Genomic DNA, 16,427 nt, shown 5'->3' on the forward strand with positions numbered 1-16,427 from the left:
TTTCCTTACAGCGAATACGACAGGCGCAACCAGGCGTGGGCGGCCTCGCGGGCAACTCCGGCCGGCAAGGCGAGCGGCCGGCTGGCCGAAACTTCGAGGGAAAGATCCTTCCATTGCAACGACACGCCGAGGGCGGCGCCGCTCAGACTGCCTCGCGTGCTGCCGGCGGCAATGCTGCTGACGCTGCCAAAGTCGTAGGCGACAAAGGCGCGGCCGGGAATCGTGCTGCCGAACAAAGGCAGCCGGCAGGGCACGCCCAGTTCGTTGCGCCAGAAATAACCGTGATCGCCGCTCAACGAGCTGTTGACGAAGCCGCGCACCGAGCCGTGCCCGCCGATCAGCATCTGCTGCGAGCCATACAGCGCAGTCAGGGCGTACTGGCCGGAGAACTGGCTGGACCAGGAAAATTCCTGCTCGAGCAGACTGAAATTGCGCAGGTAGGAAAGATCGAGCGCCGTCTTCCTGAATTGCGCATGCGGCGAGTCGCGATCGATATCCGCCGCATCGGCAAGCGCCCCCAGGCCCTTGAGACCTTGCGCGTAGCCGACCTGGCCGCTCAACATGCCTCCCCACAAGGTGCCGGAGGAACGCAGCCCGAAATCGAGAAAGGTCAGCTTGCGGCTGCTTACCGTCAGCAGCTGATTTTCCAGGTAGTTTTTCGCATCCTGCGTCGTCAGCTTGACCGAGAACGAACTGCGCATCGACTGGTCCCGGTACAGCACGCGATCAAGACCGATGCTGTTCGTTGCAGTGTTCCCTTCACTGCGCAACACGGTACCGCTCGGCACGGTCAACGCATTGAGGTAGTCCGAGCGGCTGGTACTCAGGGTCAGCGACCAGTAACCGAAAGGCAGCCAGAACTCGAAGGCATCGTTCTGCGAATTGTGCCCGGCCTCGGCAACCGACCAGGTCTTGCGGTGCGAATAGAGGAAGCGCTCGTTGAAGCCGAGCGGGTTGTCGAAGGACAAGGAAGCAGCGGCGCCGTGATTGCCGGTCGAACGCGTTCCCTGGTTGTCGTAGGAAAGCAGCAGGTGCAGGGGAAAGGCCGGCGTGTTACGGACGACGACGATGCTGCTGCCCGGCTTGCTGCCCGGCTGGATGTCGAGTTGCGCGTTGTTCGAGGCAAGCCGGTTGATCTGGTCGATGCCCTGCTCGAGATCGCGCAGGTTCAACAACTCGCCGGGCGCCGCCGGAAACACGCCAGGTGGGAAAATCCGGCTGCCTTCGCCCTCGATGCGATAGCCCTCGATCTCGCCCTCGATGACCTGGATCAGCAGCACGCCGCTGCGCAGGTCTTGCGCCGGCAGGTAGGCGCGGGCAGTGATCAGGCCGCGCTCAATGTAGGCGCGGGTCAGTTCGCTGAGGATGGCCTCGATCTCGCCGACACCGAGGCAGCGCTCGACGAAGGGGCGCGTCTTGCTCGCGACCAGTTCGGGCGCCAGATGATCGGCGCCGGCAACGCGGATTTCGTCGATTTGCCGGCAGGCGACGCCGAGATCGGGCACCGCCACCTGCGGCCGCAAATTGCGCAAATCCGTGCCGTCCACCGCCGGCACCGCCTGGCGCGCCTTGTCGAGATCCTCGCGCAGGCGTTCCTGCTGCTGGCGCTGGATGGTTTCGCTCTGGCGCGCCGCGGCATTGATATCGCCCGGCGTTTGCGCCAGCCCGTTGCCGGCCAGGACAAGCCCGGCCAGCAGCACCAGCAAGCGGTGCAGTTCCTGTTTCTTCGTCACGACAAGCTCCCCTAGCCCGTCCGGCTTGCGCCGGATCACCCCGACCGGGACGCAAAATGCCCCCCGGTTACCTGCAATGGGTTCGAGTATCGACAGCCAGCGTTGAATTAGCGTTGACGGCTTGGGACGCTCGGCCGGGGATTAGATGCGGGTTGGAAGCATTGCGGCGAAAAACGCGGATGCCGAAATGCGGCGCCGGGCCGGTGCCACACAACAAAAAGCAGGATTCAGGTCGGGACCGCGAGCCAGATCAGGCTCGCCATGCGGCCGGTGACGCCGTCGCGGCGATAGGAAAAGAAGCTTTCCGGGGCGTTGACCGTACAGAAATCGCCGCCGCTGATCGCGACAACGCCAGCCGCCTGCAGCCTTTGCCGCGCCAGCAGATAAATGTCGGCCAGCCATTTGCCCGGCGCATGCGGTTTGAACGCCGCGGCGGCGAGCGGATTGGCCGCGATGAAAGCGGCGCGCACCTCAGCGCCGACTTCGAAAGCGTCCGGACCGATCGCCGGCCCCAGCCAGGCGAGAATTTCGCCGGCAGGAACCGCCATCGCGGCCAGGGTCGCTTCCAGCACGCCGGCCTGCAGACCGCGCCAGCCGGCATGCGCGGCGGCGACCACCGTGCCGGCCCGGTCGCAGAACAGGACCGGCAGGCAGTCGGCAGTCATCACGGCGCAGACCGTGCCGGCCCGGTGTGAGAATGAGGCATCCGCCGTGGGCAAATTCGCCGTTTGCGCGGCGTCGACCGTGTGGACACCATGCACCTGCTGCAACCAGCACGGCTCGGCCGGCAGATGCCGGCGCAATTCGGCCCGGTTGGCCGCGACGCGCGACGCATCGTCACCGACGTGATCACCGAGATTGAAGCTGTCCCACGGCGCCGGGCTGAACCCGCCGCGCCGCGTCGTCTGCACCGCCCGGACATTGGCCGGGGCCGGCCAGTCCGGGAACAGCAGATCAGCCATCGCGCAAGGTGTCGAGCAGGTTGCGCATGTCTTCCGGCATCGGCACCTCCCACTGGACTTTCAGGCTGCTCACCGGGTGTACCAGACCAAGCCGCGTCGCATGCAAGGCCTGACGATGAAAGGCCGGCAGCAGCGGATTGTTTTTGCCATAAACCTGATCACCGACCAGCGGATGATTGATCGAGGCCATGTGCACGCGGATCTGGTGCGTCCGCCCGGTTTCCAGCGAGCACTCGATGAAGGTGCAATAAGCAAAGTTTTCCATCACCCGGAACCAGGTCACGGCCGGCTTGCCGCCGCGATTTTCCGGCACCACCGCCATCTTGATGCGCTGTACCGGATGTCGGCCGATCGGGGAATCGACGCCGCCATCCTTCTTCATCACGCCCGCCGCGATTGCCTGGTAATGCCGATGGACGGTGCGCGCCTGCAACTGGCGCACCAGGTCGGTCTGCGCTTCCAGCGTCTTGGCGACAACGAGCAGGCCGCTGGTTTCCTTGTCCAGGCGGTGCACGATGCCGGCGCGCGGAATCTGCTCAATGCCAGGCACATGGTGCAGCAGCGCATTCATCAGCGTACCGCTCCAGTTGCCGCTGCCCGGATGCACGACCAGACCGGCCGGCTTGTTGATGACGAGCAGGGTTTCGTCCTCGAACACCACGTTGAGCGGGATGTCTTCCGGCTGTTCGGCCAGGCTGTGCGCGTCGGTCGGTTCGGCAACCAGCAGCTTCTCGCCACCGAGCAGCTTGCGTTTGGGTTCGGTTTCGACCTTGCCGTCGACCTGTACGCAGGCATCGCGGACCCAGCCCTGGAGGCGGTTGCGGGAATGCTGCGGCAGGAGGTCGGCGAGGACCTGGTCGAGACGCCGGCCGTAGCTGGCATCAGGAACCGTCAGGCGGAGCGGTTCAGTTCGGCTATAATCGCCGGAGTTTTCCATAGGATCGTTCATGATGCGAAGTTTACCCGCATTCCAGTCTTTTCCCGCCCTCTTCCGTCTGGTGATGGCTTTTTTCCTTGCGTCCCTCATCGCCGGTTGCGGCTCGATGAGCGAAGGGCCGGATGAAACCGCCAGCTGGTCGGCGAGCAAGCTTTATTCCGAAGCCAAGGACGCGCAGGCCGACAAGACCTGGGACAAGGCCGCCAAGTACCTGGAAAAGCTGGAGTCGCGCTTTCCCTATGGCCGCTATGCCCAGCAAGCCCAGCTTGAACTCGGTTACGTCTATTGGAAAGCCAATGAAGCCGGTTCGGCACTGGCTGCCTGCGACCGCTTCATCAAGCTGCACCCGGGTCACCCGGCGGTTGATTACGTCTATTACCTGAAAGGCCTGATCAACTTCAACGACGATCTTGGAATTTCCGGCTATATCAGCACCCAGGACCCGACCGAACGCGACCCGAAGGCGGCCCGCGAAGCCTTCGACGCCTTCCGCGAGCTGGTCACCCGTTTCCCGAACAGCAAATACACGCCGGATGCCAGCAAGCGCCTGAACTATCTGGTCAACGCGATGGCCTCGCAGGAAGTTCACGTCGCCCGCTACTACGTCAAGCGCGGCGCCTACATCGCCGCCGCCAACCGCGCCCAGTTCGCCGTCAAGACCTACCCGCAGGCACCGGCCATTGAAGAAGCCATGTTCATCCTGGTCACTGCCTACGACAAGCTGGGCATGAACGACCTGCGTGACGATGCAGACCGCATCATGCGCAAGAACTTCCCGGAAAGCCGCTTCTACAAGGATGGCCTGGAGCGCAAGGTCGCCTGGTGGCGGCTCTGGTAAGCAGCAAGGCCGCAATATAAAAAAGGGGAAGCGCAGCTTCCCCTTTTTGTTTCTGCGACAGACTTGACTGCGATCAACTGCCCTGCTTGATCGCCAGCACCGCCTGGTTGCGCAAGGTGCGCAGCAGCGACAACTCCTTTTCCGGAATCGAAATCCCGCCCGGCTCGTCGCGATCGGCATAGATCAGCGCTACCGGTGCCCCCTTGATATTCAGCGGAAAGAGCACGAAGGAATGCGCCGGCACCGCCTTGCGGTACCAGTCGGGAATGCGCTCGGCGATTTTCGGATCGTTGATGTCGCTGATCAGGATATCGACGCCCTTCGAGGTCGCGGCATGAAAAATGTCCGGCGTAAAGCTGAGCGGAAAACGGAAAGCCTTGGCGACCTCGTTGGCCTCCGGCCCGAAACCGAAGCGCCCCTGCATACAGCCGGCCTTGGCATCGCGGATGCAGAGCACGACGCGCTTGAAGCCCATCGCCCGGTACATGGTTTCGAGGATGATGCGCAGGATGTCGTTGAGCTTGAAGCCGTCGACCAGGGTATTGCTGATGTCCTGGATGCCGGCGGTCAGGATGTCCTGCGCATCGATGGTCTGCGCGCCGGTATCTTCCGGATCGCCGGTCGCCAGCGACGAATTGTCATGCAGGATGGTCTGGCCCATGAAATCCGTGCCATCTTGCCGGTCGACCGCTGCGCTTTCCTGGCCACCGTGCCGGGCAAATAGCTGCATCTGCTTGCCGAAGGTGGTCTGCTGCATGTTGAGATGGATGATGCGGGCGAAGTCGGCAACCTCCTCGACGGCACGCTGCACGGTCTGCTGCAATTCCTGCTGGTCGAGCGACATGACATCGGCGAAGCGCGCCATCGCCTTCTTCATTTCCCGATCACGCGCTTCCGGCGTCGCCTGGGCAATCACGTCGCACAGCTCGTTGGAGAAACCGGAAAGCACACGCAGGCGATCCTCCTGCGTCACCGGTTTTTTGACCAGGCCGCTCGGCAGCTTGCGCAGCGTACCGACGATGAGCGGCGGGAAGCCCCACTGGCGGGCAATCGCAATCCCCATGTCCTCGAAGGAGATGCCGAGCACCTGCAGGGCCGCGTTGTCTTCGCTGCAGTTTTTCTGGGCGATCACCCGGCGGATTTCGTCAGACTCTTCGGGGAAGTAGAACTGCGACAGCAAACGCCCCAGGCTGTGGAACAGCGAGCAGATGAAGGTCTGTTCCAGATCGCGCATCTGCGCCGCGGCACTGATGTCCTTGGCGAGAATCCCGGCCAGGTTGGCGCGCAGGAAGTCTTCCTTCAACTGGTTGGCGTTGGCCTTGTTCTGCAGGTGCTCGAAGAGCAGCACGGTAATCGCGATATTGCGTACCGCCTCGAAGCCGAGCACGATCACCGCGCGCGACACGGTGCTGATGCTGCCGCCGCCGGCCGGCCGGAAATAGGCCGAATTGACCAGGCGCAGCAGCTTGTTGGTCAGCGCAAAATCCTTGAGGATGGAATTGGACAGCTTGTTGATGCTCTCCGTCTCGCTGTTGGCGATCTTGTTGATCGCGCTGACCGATTCCGACAGTGCCGGAAAGTCGCTCTTGTGGCGCATGCGACGGAGCAGGAAATCGATCGTCGACTGCTTGCCCTCGCCACTTGCCGCAGCGTCGTCCTCGGGTGACAGATAGTTGTCGAGTGCCTCGGCCAGTTGCACCGCCGTCTGGTAGCGGACTTGCGGATCGCGCGCCAGCGCCTTGTACAAAATGCTGCCCAGGCGCTCGTCGACCGTTACGCTGCCGGGCAGACGCTGGTCTTCGCTGGCGATGCGGTGCATCACCTGGTAAATGTTGCTGCCCTCGACGGCACGCCGTCCGGCCAGCATTTCAAACAGGATCAGGCCGGCGGCAAAGACATCCGAGCGTTCGCTGATTTCGCGCTTGTCGATGTACTCCGGCGCCATGTAGGCCGGCGTGCCGGTGTACTCCTCCTTGCCAGCGTCCGGCGCATCGACCCGCGCCGCGATGCCGAAATCCATGACCCGCGCCATGCCATTCTCGTCGAGCAGGATATTCGACGGCTTCAGGTCGCGGTGGATGATGCCCATGGCGTGCGCGTGCGCGACCGCATCGAGAATCGGCCGCAAAAGGGTGACCGCCTTGACCGGCGACAGCGCACCGCTGTCGCGCAGGAATTCAGCCAGATTCTTGCCCGGCACGTACTCGAACACCAGGTAGAGATCGCCGCCTTCTTCGCCCGCCTCGAAGATCGGCACGATATTCGGGTGGCGCAGCTTGCCGACCATGCGCGCCTCGTCGAGCAGGACGCGATTCTGCGCCGGATCGGAACGACCGAAATGCAGCGTCTTGATGGCGATCTCGCGCTGCAGCTGCGGATCAAAGCCGAGATAGACCGTGCTCTGGGCGCCGCGCCCGAGCTCGCCACGCACCTCGAAACGACCGATACGCCGGGTCATTCCGTCTCGATCCAGAGCAGCTGAGCGACGCCATCGGCCGTACCGAAAACGATGGCATTCTGACCAAAATCCTCGGCCAGCGCGCAGGCATCCTCGGCGGCGATATCGGCGATGAAACAGCTTTCCTCGGCCGGCCAGGCGGTATCATCGGCCACATTCTCGCCGGCATAGGGTTCGTAATTACCTTCGATCAGCGCACATTCGAGTTCCGCCTGGCGCTCGGCATTTTGTGCCGCCACGACCGGTTGACCGCCCGGATTGTGCGCCGTGATGATCGCGAACTCCTTGTAGCCGCCGGTTTCCAGCCAGCAACGCAGGGTTTCGCACGGTTGACCGATGCGCAGCTCGCAAATGCCGCCCGGCAGGAATACCCGGTAAGTCGTCGCCTTGTAGAGCGCTTCAAGTTCAGTCGTCTTCGCCATCCAGATCCACCACCCCGATCAATTGTTCTGATTCTGCCACCGGCAGCGCTTCCACGTCCCTGAGCTTGCGCGTCAGTTGCCGCGTCCGCGTTTCTGCCTTGCTGATGCTGTTGCTCGCTTCGTCGAGCTTCTTTTTCGTATGCGCCAGCGCCTCGCCGAACTTGCCGAATTCCGTCTTGACCGCACCGAGCACGGCCCAGACCTCGGCCGAGCGCTGTTCGATGGCCAGCGTGCGAAAGCCCATCTGCAGGCTGTTGAGCATGGCCGCCAGCGTCGTCGGCCCGGTCAGACTGACCCGGAAATCGCGCTGCAGGGTTTCGGCCAGGCCGGGTCGGCGCAGCGCCTCGGCGTAAAGTCCCTCGAGCGGCAGGTAGAGCAGCGCAAAATCCGTGGTGTGCGGTGGCGCCACGTATTTTTCGTGAATGCTTTTCGCCTCCGCCTTCAGGCGCAGCTCGATCGCCCGCGCCGCCTCTTCGACCGCGAGCGGCTCGCCGCGTTCCTGCGCATCGAGCAGGCGCTGGTAATCCTCGATCGGGTACTTGGCGTCGATCGGCAACCAGACAACGGCGCCATCGCCGCGCCCGGGCAGGCGGATGGCAAAATCGACACGCTCGTTGCTGCCCGGCCGGGTCGCGACATTGGCGGCAAACTGTTCGGCGGTCAGCAATTGTTCGAGCAAGGCGGCCAACTGCACCTCACCCCAGGTGCCACGGCTCTTGACGTTGGTCAGCACGCGTTTCAGATCGCCGACGCCGGCCGCCAGGGTCTGCATTTCGCCAAGCCCGCGATGCACCTGTTCGAGACGCTCGCTGACCAGCTTGAAGGATTCGCCGAGGCGCTGTTCGAGCGTCGCGTGCAGCTTCTCGTCGACGGTGCGGCGCATTTCCTCGAGTTTGGCCGCATTGTCGGCCTGGATGGCGGTCAACCGTCCCTCGACAGCCATTTTCAGGCGCTCGAAACGCTCATCCAGCCCCAGCGAAAAACGGTTCAGTTCGCGCGCAAAAGCTTCCAGGCGCTCGGCCTGGGCGCTGCCGAACTGGCTGACCTGGGTGCCCAGCGCCTGACCGAGCAGGGTCGAGGATTGCGCCCTTTCCTCGCGGTCGCGAAACGCCTCCTCGGCATCCTCGCGCCGGCCCCTCGCCAGCTCTTCGCGCAACTCGCGCTCGAGCCGGGCCATGCCCTTTTCCTGGCTTTCGCGCAATTCGCGCAAACGCAATTCGTCATCCGGACGCCGATTGCCGCGCAACAGCAGCGCCACCTGCAGCAGGATGACGACGGCCACGCCAACCAGCATGGCCGGGCCGAACAACTCAGTCATGAGGACTAACGCAGCGAGAAATCGACACGGTGGGCCTTGCCCTTTTCATCGGCCACTGTCTTCGGCGGCAGCAGGAAGATGCGCTCGACCGGCACCTTGCCGTTGTCGACCAGCCAGCCCTGTACCGCTTCGGCACGCCGCGCGGCGAGCGCCTTGATGTCGTCGTCGGTGGCCGGCAGGTTGGTCAGCATCAGCTTTTCCATTTCCTCAACCGGCAGATCCTTCTGCAAACCAACCATGTTGCGCGGTTTCGGAAACTTGGCTTCCTTGTAGGCGCGCGTCAGGTAGGTCTTGTACTCTTCCGGCGCGATTTCGATACTCTCCAGCGACTCGCCCTCACCCTTCTTCTTCAGTGTGTCCTTGGCCTTTTCCGCCTTCATCGCACGCTCGATGGCGACGCGCTTGATGCCTTCCTTGTCGGCTTCGGGATCGGCACGACCGGTAATTTCCAGCTTCAGCGCGGCACGCTCGGTCAACGCCTTGGACAAGGCTTCCAGCTTTTTGCCGGCAACTTCGTTGAGCGCAGCACGGCCGGGTGCGAACTCGACATTGGAAAGCTCTTCGCCACCGCCGAACATCGAGCCGAGCAACGCAAACGGCGAGGTCACGGCCTTGACGAAGAGATTGACGATGACCTTGACGACCAGGCCGCCGACCGAGAACTGCGGGTCGTCGAGTGAGCCGGAAATCGGCAGGTTGAGGTCGATCTCGCCGCGATTGTTCTTCAACAAGGAGATCGCCAGATTCACCGGCAGCTTGGTCGCATCCGGACTATCGACCTTGTCGCCGAAGGTGAACTGGTCGATGAACAGCTTGTTGTCGGCATTGAGCTGGTTGTTTTCCAGCTTGTAGGCGAGGTTCAGCGACAACTTGCCCTTCTCGATGTTGTAGCCGGCGTACTTGCCGGCATAGGGCGAGAAGGCGACCAGGTCGACACCGGTGATATCGGTCTTGATATCGAGATAGGACTTGGCCGCCAGCGGGTTCAGCTTGCCGACGATGCTGACCGGCGCCGAATTGGCGTAGCTGCCGCGCAAGTCGAGGTCAGCCACGGTATCGGCCGCCGACGACAGGCCGGTGACGCGCCCGCCCAGCTTGGTGATATTGACCGTGTAATTCGGCTTGACGAAGAAGTCCGAGAAATTGACCGTGCCGTTTTGCAGCGTGATCTTGGCGATCTTGATCGGCACCGGCGGCTTGGCCGGTTCGACCGCTTTCACCTCGGCCGCCTTGTTCGCTGCCGTCGGCGCCGGCGCAGCGGCCTGCGTCGTGGCCGGCGTTTCGCCTTCCGGCTTCTTGACGATGTCCTGAACGTTGAGACGCCCGGCCTGGTTGAGGATCAACTTGGAATAGAAATCCGCCAGGGCGATCTCACCGACATTGATCGTCATCGGCTGCAGACGGAAATCAATGCCCCCCAGATAGAGCGATTTCCACTTCAGGAAATCGGCACTGTTTGCCTTGTCGACCGCCAGGAAATCACCCAGCGTCACCGAACCCTTGTAGCCGGCCTTGAAGGTGCCATCCTTCTCGATCAGGGCCGTTGCCTCGCCCTTGTTCGACACCTGGCCACGCGTCAGCGCAATATTGAGGAACTGGCCGAAGTAAGGCTCGAGCGGCATCACCGGAATGGCCTGCGTCTCGATCTTCAGGGCGGCATTGAGCGGCATGACCTGCAGGCTGCCATCGACCTTGAGGCTGCCCTTCTTGTTGATCTTGCCCTGCAGCGCCAGCTTGCCCTGTTTGTTCGGCTCATTGGTCAGGTTTTCGCCATGCAGGCTGAAACCCTCCAACTCCTGTACGGCCGCCGGACTGGTCGACTTGTCCTCGAAATGGAAGGCAAGATCCTCGATATTGAGCTTGGCGACATTGCCGATCCATGGCTTTTCATCCTTCGCCTTGGCATCGGTGGCACGAATCGTCTTCAGCACCGGCGAGCTGACCCACTCGATCTGCCCTTCCTTGTTGCGCAGCATGCGGGCGCGCGTCTGGCTGTTGGTCACCTCGGCAATATCGATGCGATGCGCGGCGAGATCGACCTGCACGCCTTTGATCTGCATTTTCTCGACCCGGAAGCGTTCGCCAAGATCGACCTGATAGCTGACATCGCTGATTTCAATCGGCTCGGTAAGCTTGCTGTCGAGTTTGCCGACCACGACATTCAGCGCGCGTACTTCGCCCGCCACCGGGGTCAGTTTGGAATCGTCCTTCCAGCGCAGCAGGCCGTTGCTCAGTGCGAACTCGCCGAGCGACCACGCCAGCGCGCCAGCCGCCGGCGCCGGCTCGGCCGGTTTGACCTCCGCTCCCTTGGCCGCCGGCTTGCTCATCTTGTCCGCCAGCATCAGGACATTCAGTTCGCCCTGGCGATTGACCGACAGGCTGGCATCCAGCCCGTCGAGAGCCACCCGCTTGACGGCAAATTTGCGGTTGATCAGGTCGGCGTTTTCCAGGTCGACATCGAGACGCTTCCAGCCGAGCAGGGGCTGGCCGTTGCTTTCGGACAAGGCCAGCCCGGAGAGATGCGCACTGCCGATGACGCTGAGCGAAAACACCTGGTCCGCGACTTCCTTGAAAACCACCTTCAGTTCGGAATCGAGCGTACCGGCGCCGAGACGCAGCGGCAGGCTCTCCGGCAAGTAGGGCTGCAGGCCGGCCAGGTCAAAGCGGTCGACATCGAGATCAAGCTCGCTTTCGTGATTGCCGGAAAAAGGCTTGCTGTGCCCCTTCAGGGCGACAACCGAGCCGTTGATATTGGCCGAAAAGCTCGGCTCGACCAGGGCTTCGGCCTGATAGGGCAAGCTGGAAACAAAAGGCACGCCCAGATTCAGGTCACTGATGGTGTGTACCTTGCCCTTGGGCTGGTCGTCGAACACGATCTTGCCGTTGGCGACCTGGATATTGTTCAGCGAAAAGCGCGGCGTCCCGGTATCCGGCTCATCCTTCGGCTTCATCCACTCATCGAGCAGATCCGAAATGTCGTAACGCCCGTCCGCCAGGCGCGCCACGGCGACGCGCGGTCCCTGCAGACGAATCTCGTCTACGACCGCGGCGAACTTGAAAATGGACGCCGTCGACAAATTGACGAACAACTCGTCAAAGCCGAAGACTTCCTTGCCGCCGTCAGCCTTGATCGCCAGACCCTGCACCCGCGCCGACAGGGCAAAGGGATTGATGGATATTGTTTCAATACTGACTTCGCGGTGCAGTTCCTTGGAAAGCTGCGACAAAAGCACGGATTTCAGCAAGGGCGGCGCGGCGAAAAAGCCGAACAGGCCAAAAACCACCACGACAATGGCCGTCCATTTACCGAACCGGCGGGCCTTGGGCGAGGCAAGAACCTCCTTGGCTCGCGCTGCCGTCAATTTGTTATCAATTTGTTGCGCCATGGTAATCTTCCATCCGACGTTATTTCCTTCGAATTTAGCACATTGGACCGCCCGAAACGGCGGTAAACACTCATGAAATGCTTGGTCAATCTACTCAGGGAAATCGGCGCCGAGCTTAAAAGCATCATTGCCCAGTTCAAGCGCGGCGAAACCTGGCTTACGCTCGGACTGATTGCCGGCTTTGGTCTCCTGACCTATGCCGTCAGCCGCTTTGCCTTCAAGACCGATTCCGTGCTCATGCAACTGCGCTTCACGGTCAGCGCCTGCCGCCAACTGAGCAACGGCCCGATCATTTTCCTGTTCAGCGGCATGATTTTCTTCCTGCTCGCGGTTGTCGTGACTTTTGGCGAATTTCAGCGCTACTTCACCTGCAAGCAGCACCATGCAGCCTATGAAGCACGCGGCGCCCTGATCTACGCGATCTGCTGGTGCATCGTCGCGATCAGCATATCCGGTGGCGGATTGCTGTTCTTCAACAGTTATTGCCGTTAGACTGCAACGTTCCTGACGTTCGCCTGCCATGAAAATTCTCATTGTCGAAGACACCCACAGCAGCCTGCTGATCATTACGCAATACGTTCAGCGTTTTGGTGCGACGGCTGTCCAGGCCGACAACGGCGAGCGGGCCATCGAGGTATTCCAGGCCGAGCGGCCGGACATGGTGCTGCTTGACGTGATTCTTCCCGACATCGATGGGTTTGCCGTCGCCCAGCGCATCCGCGGCCTCGAGGAAAACGGCAACTGGACACCGATCATCTTTCTCTCCTCCCTCGACAAGGACGAGGATATCGAGAAAGGCATCGCCGCCGGCGGCGACGACTACCTGACCAAGCCGATCAGCGAAGTCGTGCTCGGCGCCAAGATTCGCGCCATGCAACGCATCATCCAGATGCGCACCTCTCTGGTCGTACTTGCCCGCAAGCTTGACATTGCCAACCAGGAGCTGATGCGCCTCTCCGCCCGCGACGGACTGACCGGCATTCCGAATCGGCGCCTGTTCGACGAATACATCGCACGCGAATGGCGGCGCGCCCGCCGTGGTTCGACAAGCATGGCGCTGCTGATGTGCGACGTCGATCATTTCAAACGCTATAACGACACCTACGGCCACCAGGCCGGAGACGACTGCCTGCGCCAGGTAGCCAACGCCATCCAGCGCTGCATGGAACGCGCCGCCGATGTCGTCGCCCGCTACGGCGGCGAGGAGTTTGCCGTCGTCCTGCCGGAAACCCAGATCGGTGGCGCACTGTTCATGGCCGAAAAAATCCGGCATGCCATCCACGCGCTGCATATTCCACACAGCGACTCGCCATTCGGCCATGTCACCCTGAGCATCGGCATTGCTGCCGCCACGCCGGGCGACAGCGACGAGTTCGAGCAACTGATCGAAGCTGCCGACCAGGCGCTTTACCACGCCAAGGACGACGGCCGCGACCGGGTCGGCCGCCCTGCCCTGACCGCCAGCCACTGAGACCATGGCCAGAAAACGCACCTCCATCATGATTGTCGACGACAACGACATGATGCGCAGCATCCTGCGCGCCATGCTGCGCGGCGAAGAATACGAAGTCGTCGGCGAAGCCCGCAACGGCGCCATCGCGGTCGACATGGCCGATCGCCTGAAACCGGACATCGTCTGCCTCGACGTCATGATGCCGGAAAAGGACGGTCTCGAAGCCCTCGCCGAAATCAAGGCGGCCCGCCCGGAAACCGCCATCGTGATGATCACCAGCAACGCCGACCCGGACACCGTCCAGGAGTCGATCATGGGCGGCGCCAGCGGTTTCATCGTCAAACCCTTCAACGCTGCCCGCGTGCTCGACACCCTCGAAAAAGTCGTCGGCCGCCTCGCCCAGAAGAATCGCTGAATCGGTGCCGTGCGGCATGTGCCGCCGGCCTCGGCGTGCGTGTTACTGTCCGGGCACGACCTGCCTTTCCGACCAGGAACCATGAAAAAACACCAAGCATCCTGCCTGCTGCTCGCCGCGTTCTGCTGTGCCCCACTCCTCGCAACCGGCGCCGAGCATGCCCAGCCGGCCGCCAGGATCAGCGTCATCCTGAAAAACGTGCGCGACAGCAACGGCATGCTGCGCGCCTCGCTCTATCGCACCCCGGAAAGTTTCCGCAAGGAGGTCCAGGCGCTGCAGGTAGTCAGCGTCGCCGCCGCCCCGGACGATGTCCGCCTCGTTTTCGACGGCCTCGCGGCGGGCAGTTACGCGATCATGGCCTATCACGATGAAAATTCGGACGGCAAACTCAATCTGCGTCTGGGCATGTTCCCGACCGAAGGTTATGGCCTGTCGAACAACCCCAAGGTCTTCGGACCGCCAAAGTTCGCCGACAGCGCCTTCGACCTGAAAGGCGACGAAGCCACGGTCGAGATCGAAATCAGTTACTAGAAGCCGTTTCGCCAGTCGCGGATGGCCGCGAAAATTGCCGTTTTTGAACGGTCGACCGCGCCGGAAGCAGAAAACCCCCTGGCCGCCGCATGCCGCAGGCCGGCAGCAACAACCGTCGGCTCGCTGCAGCGCAGGAAGGGATTGCTCACCTTTTCCTCGGCCAGCGTCGATGGCACACTGGATAGCCCGGCGGCGCGCAAGGCGGCGACTTTCGCAACCCGCGCCTGTACTGCCGGATTTTCCGGCTCGACGGCCAGGGCAAAGCGCAGGTTGGCTTCGGTATATTCGTGCGCGCAGTAAATCAGCGTCGCGTCGGGCAAGGCCGCGATGCGCTCGAGCGAGTCCGCCATCTGGGCCGGCGTGCCTTCGAAGAGGCGACCGCAACCGGCTCCGAACAGGGTGTCGCCGCAGAACAATGCGCCCGGCGCGTAATACGCCAGATGCCCCAGGGTGTGCCCGGGGACGGCCAGCACATCGATCATTTGCCCGAGAATTTCGATGCTTTCACCGCCGCTCAAAGGGCGATTACAGCCTGTGATAGACTCGCTGGCGGGTGCAAAAACCGTGGGCTGCCAGCGCTCGACGAGAGCAGCGACACCGCCCTGGTGATCGGCATGATGATGGGTGATCAGGATCGCCTCCAGCGTCAGCCCGTCGGCTTCGAGCCGGGCCATGACCGGGGCGGCATCGCCCGGGTCGACAACGGCGGCACGCTGCCCGCAAGTCAGCAGCCAGATGTAGTTATCCTTGAATGCGGGAATGAGAGAGACAGAGAACATGCCGGAACTATCGAGCCAGCCGGAACGGATGTCAAATTCCGATCTGCAGCGCTGGCTCGATTCCGCCCAGGGCCGCTACGTGCTGGACTGGGAACAGGCCAGGTTCGACACCGCGGTCGCCGACGTTTTCGGCTTCAATGCGCTGCAGATCGGCCTGCCGCAATTCGACTTCCTGCACAGCAACCGCATCGCCCTGCGCCAGACCGCCGGCCCCTGCAGCGGCGTCGATGTGCGCTGCGACTTCACCGCCCTGCCCTTTACCGCACAAAGCATCGACCTGATCGTCCTGCCGCACGTTCTTGAATTCAGCAGCGACCCGCACCAGATCCTGCGCGAGATCGAACGCGTGCTGATTCCGGAAGGCCAGGTCATCATCACCGGCTTCAATCCGCTCTCGCTCTGGGGCGTCAAGCGCTACCTGAAGCGGCACGGCGATTTCCCGTGGAATGGCAGCTACCTCGCTGCCGCCCGCCTCAAGGACTGGCTGAAACTGCTCGGTTTCGAGGTCGACCGCGGCAGCTTCGGCTGCTACGTGCCGCCGCTCGAACAACAACAATGGCTGCGCCGGCTCTATTTCATGGAAAAGGCCGGCCGGCGCTGGTGGAACTTTTCCGGCGGGGTTTACCTGCTGCGCGCCATCAAGCGCGTGCACGGCATGCGCCTGATCACCCCGAACTGGCGGAAGAAGATGGTGCGCGCCAAGGCCCTGCGCCCGATCGCGCAAAAAGGATGCAACAAGGAAACACAATGAGTAGCGAAGCAAGCATAGAGATTTATACCGACGGCGCCTGCAAGGGCAATCCCGGCCCCGGCGGCTGGGGCGCCATCCTGCGCCAGGGTCCGCACGAGAAGGAGCTGTGGGGCAGCGAGAAGGAAACCACCAACAACCGCATGGAACTGACCGCCGCGATCCGCGCCCTGGAAGCCCTGAAGCGCCCGGTCGGCGGCAAGATCTACACCGACTCGCAATACGTGCTGAAAGGCATCAACGAGTGGATCCACGGCTGGAAACGCAACGGCTGGAAGACTTCCGACAAGAAGCCGGTGAAGAACGCCGATCTCTGGCAGCAGCTCGACGCCCAGGTCAAACAGCACAAGCTGGAGTGGGTCTGGGTCAAGGGCCATGCCGGCCACCCGGAAAACGAAAGGGCCGACGCCCTGGCCAATCGCGGCATTGAAGAATTGAAGGGCTGAA

At 62.4% G+C, this 16,427-nt stretch carries 15 protein-coding genes; 7 read left to right on the plus strand and 8 right to left on the minus strand.

Annotated features, from left to right (window positions below; translation table 11 throughout):
• Nucleotides 1-5 precede the first annotated feature (5 nt).
• From KIG99_RS02615 to rluD, 3 genes are all read right to left on the minus strand, one after another.
• On the minus strand, nucleotides 6-1,733 hold the full coding sequence (locus KIG99_RS02615) for a ShlB/FhaC/HecB family hemolysin secretion/activation protein (protein WP_226458680.1): 1,728 nt from the start codon (nucleotides 1,731-1,733) through the stop codon (nucleotides 6-8).
• Between the two features lie 227 nt (nucleotides 1,734-1,960).
• Nucleotides 1,961-2,695 (minus strand): peptidoglycan editing factor PgeF, encoded by a 735-nt coding sequence (gene pgeF, locus KIG99_RS02620; protein WP_226458681.1) that lies wholly within the window; start codon nucleotides 2,693-2,695, stop codon nucleotides 1,961-1,963.
• A complete protein-coding gene (gene rluD / locus KIG99_RS02625) occupies nucleotides 2,688-3,644 on the minus strand; it encodes a 23S rRNA pseudouridine(1911/1915/1917) synthase RluD (RefSeq protein WP_226458682.1) in 957 nt (318 codons plus the stop codon). Before rluD ends, pgeF begins: the two co-directional genes overlap by 8 nt.
• Here rluD and KIG99_RS02630 point away from each other — a divergent pair.
• Entirely contained in the window at nucleotides 3,643-4,470 is an 828-nt protein-coding gene (locus KIG99_RS02630) for an outer membrane protein assembly factor BamD (protein WP_319002352.1), read from the plus strand. The genes rluD and KIG99_RS02630 overlap by 2 nt on opposite strands.
• 73 nt (nucleotides 4,471-4,543) lie before the next feature.
• Here KIG99_RS02630 and KIG99_RS02635 read toward each other — a convergent pair whose 3' ends face one another.
• The 4 genes from KIG99_RS02635 to KIG99_RS02650 are packed head-to-tail and all read right to left on the minus strand — an operon-like array spanning nucleotide 4,544 to nucleotide 12,054.
• On the minus strand, nucleotides 4,544-6,928 hold the full coding sequence (locus KIG99_RS02635; RefSeq protein ID WP_226458683.1) for a serine/threonine protein kinase: 2,385 nt from the start codon (nucleotides 6,926-6,928) through the stop codon (nucleotides 4,544-4,546).
• Complete coding sequence (locus tag KIG99_RS02640) at nucleotides 6,925-7,350, minus strand: DUF3293 domain-containing protein (RefSeq protein WP_226458685.1); 426 nt, start codon at nucleotides 7,348-7,350, stop codon at nucleotides 6,925-6,927. The genes KIG99_RS02635 and KIG99_RS02640 overlap by 4 nt, the downstream gene beginning before the upstream one ends.
• Nucleotides 7,334-8,668: a DNA recombination protein RmuC gene (locus tag KIG99_RS02645; RefSeq protein WP_226458686.1), complete on the minus strand. Its 1,335-nt coding sequence runs from the start codon at nucleotides 8,666-8,668 to the stop codon at nucleotides 7,334-7,336. The genes KIG99_RS02640 and KIG99_RS02645 overlap by 17 nt, the downstream gene beginning before the upstream one ends.
• A gap of 5 nt (nucleotides 8,669-8,673) precedes the next feature.
• Entirely contained in the window at nucleotides 8,674-12,054 is a 3,381-nt protein-coding gene (locus KIG99_RS02650) for a DUF748 domain-containing protein (RefSeq protein WP_226458687.1), read from the minus strand.
• Nucleotides 12,055-12,126: 72 nt separating this feature from the next.
• Between KIG99_RS02650 and KIG99_RS02655 the strand changes: the two genes are divergently transcribed.
• From KIG99_RS02655 to KIG99_RS02670, 4 genes are all read left to right on the plus strand, one after another.
• Nucleotides 12,127-12,546 (plus strand): hypothetical protein, encoded by a 420-nt coding sequence (locus KIG99_RS02655; RefSeq protein ID WP_226458689.1) that lies wholly within the window; start codon nucleotides 12,127-12,129, stop codon nucleotides 12,544-12,546.
• A 28-nt stretch (nucleotides 12,547-12,574) separates the two neighbouring features.
• Nucleotides 12,575-13,525 (plus strand): GGDEF domain-containing response regulator, encoded by a 951-nt coding sequence (locus tag KIG99_RS02660; protein ID WP_226458690.1) that lies wholly within the window; start codon nucleotides 12,575-12,577, stop codon nucleotides 13,523-13,525.
• Nucleotides 13,526-13,529: 4 nt separating this feature from the next.
• Nucleotides 13,530-13,922 (plus strand): response regulator, encoded by a 393-nt coding sequence (locus KIG99_RS02665; RefSeq protein WP_226458691.1) that lies wholly within the window; start codon nucleotides 13,530-13,532, stop codon nucleotides 13,920-13,922.
• An 81-nt stretch (nucleotides 13,923-14,003) separates the two neighbouring features.
• Nucleotides 14,004-14,453: a DUF2141 domain-containing protein gene (locus tag KIG99_RS02670; RefSeq protein WP_226458693.1), complete on the plus strand. Its 450-nt coding sequence runs from the start codon at nucleotides 14,004-14,006 to the stop codon at nucleotides 14,451-14,453.
• Here the strand turns inward: KIG99_RS02670 and gloB are convergent.
• Complete coding sequence (gene gloB, locus KIG99_RS02675; protein ID WP_226458694.1) at nucleotides 14,450-15,232, minus strand: hydroxyacylglutathione hydrolase; 783 nt, start codon at nucleotides 15,230-15,232, stop codon at nucleotides 14,450-14,452. The genes KIG99_RS02670 and gloB overlap by 4 nt on opposite strands.
• A 28-nt stretch (nucleotides 15,233-15,260) precedes the next feature.
• Between gloB and KIG99_RS02680 the strand changes: the two genes are divergently transcribed.
• Both KIG99_RS02680 and rnhA read left to right on the plus strand, forming a co-directional pair.
• A complete protein-coding gene (locus KIG99_RS02680) occupies nucleotides 15,261-15,983 on the plus strand; it encodes a class I SAM-dependent methyltransferase (protein WP_226458696.1) in 723 nt (240 codons plus the stop codon).
• Nucleotides 15,980-16,426, plus strand: coding sequence for a ribonuclease HI (gene rnhA, locus KIG99_RS02685; RefSeq protein ID WP_226458698.1), 447 nt, complete (start codon nucleotides 15,980-15,982; stop codon nucleotides 16,424-16,426). Before KIG99_RS02680 ends, rnhA begins: the two co-directional genes overlap by 4 nt.
• Nucleotide 16,427 lies beyond the last annotated feature (1 nt).

The organism is Quatrionicoccus australiensis (assembly GCF_020510425.1).
In the GTDB taxonomy this organism is placed as follows: domain Bacteria; phylum Pseudomonadota; class Gammaproteobacteria; order Burkholderiales; family Rhodocyclaceae; genus Azonexus; species Azonexus australiensis_A.

Bases quoted from the DNA above. Each gene is read 5' to 3' on its own strand.
- KIG99_RS02630 (WP_319002352.1), top strand. From the start codon at position 3,643: ATGATGCGAAGTTTACCCGCATTCCAGTCTTTTCCCGCCCTCTTCCGT.
- KIG99_RS02665 (WP_226458691.1), top strand. From the start codon at position 13,530: ATGGCCAGAAAACGCACCTCCATCATGATTGTCGACGACAACGACATG.
- KIG99_RS02635 (WP_226458683.1), bottom strand. From the start codon at position 6,928: ATGACCCGGCGTATCGGTCGTTTCGAGGTGCGTGGCGAGCTCGGGCGC.
- KIG99_RS02660 (WP_226458690.1), top strand. From the start codon at position 12,575: ATGAAAATTCTCATTGTCGAAGACACCCACAGCAGCCTGCTGATCATT.
- gloB (WP_226458694.1), bottom strand. From the start codon at position 15,232: ATGTTCTCTGTCTCTCTCATTCCCGCATTCAAGGATAACTACATCTGG.
- pgeF (WP_226458681.1), bottom strand. From the start codon at position 2,695: ATGGCTGATCTGCTGTTCCCGGACTGGCCGGCCCCGGCCAATGTCCGG.
- KIG99_RS02670 (WP_226458693.1), top strand. From the start codon at position 14,004: ATGAAAAAACACCAAGCATCCTGCCTGCTGCTCGCCGCGTTCTGCTGT.
- rluD (WP_226458682.1), bottom strand. From the start codon at position 3,644: ATGAACGATCCTATGGAAAACTCCGGCGATTATAGCCGAACTGAACCG.
- KIG99_RS02650 (WP_226458687.1), bottom strand. From the start codon at position 12,054: ATGGCGCAACAAATTGATAACAAATTGACGGCAGCGCGAGCCAAGGAG.
- KIG99_RS02680 (WP_226458696.1), top strand. From the start codon at position 15,261: ATGTCAAATTCCGATCTGCAGCGCTGGCTCGATTCCGCCCAGGGCCGC.
- KIG99_RS02655 (WP_226458689.1), top strand. From the start codon at position 12,127: ATGAAATGCTTGGTCAATCTACTCAGGGAAATCGGCGCCGAGCTTAAA.
- KIG99_RS02645 (WP_226458686.1), bottom strand. From the start codon at position 8,668: ATGACTGAGTTGTTCGGCCCGGCCATGCTGGTTGGCGTGGCCGTCGTC.
- rnhA (WP_226458698.1), top strand. From the start codon at position 15,980: ATGAGTAGCGAAGCAAGCATAGAGATTTATACCGACGGCGCCTGCAAG.
- KIG99_RS02640 (WP_226458685.1), bottom strand. From the start codon at position 7,350: ATGGCGAAGACGACTGAACTTGAAGCGCTCTACAAGGCGACGACTTAC.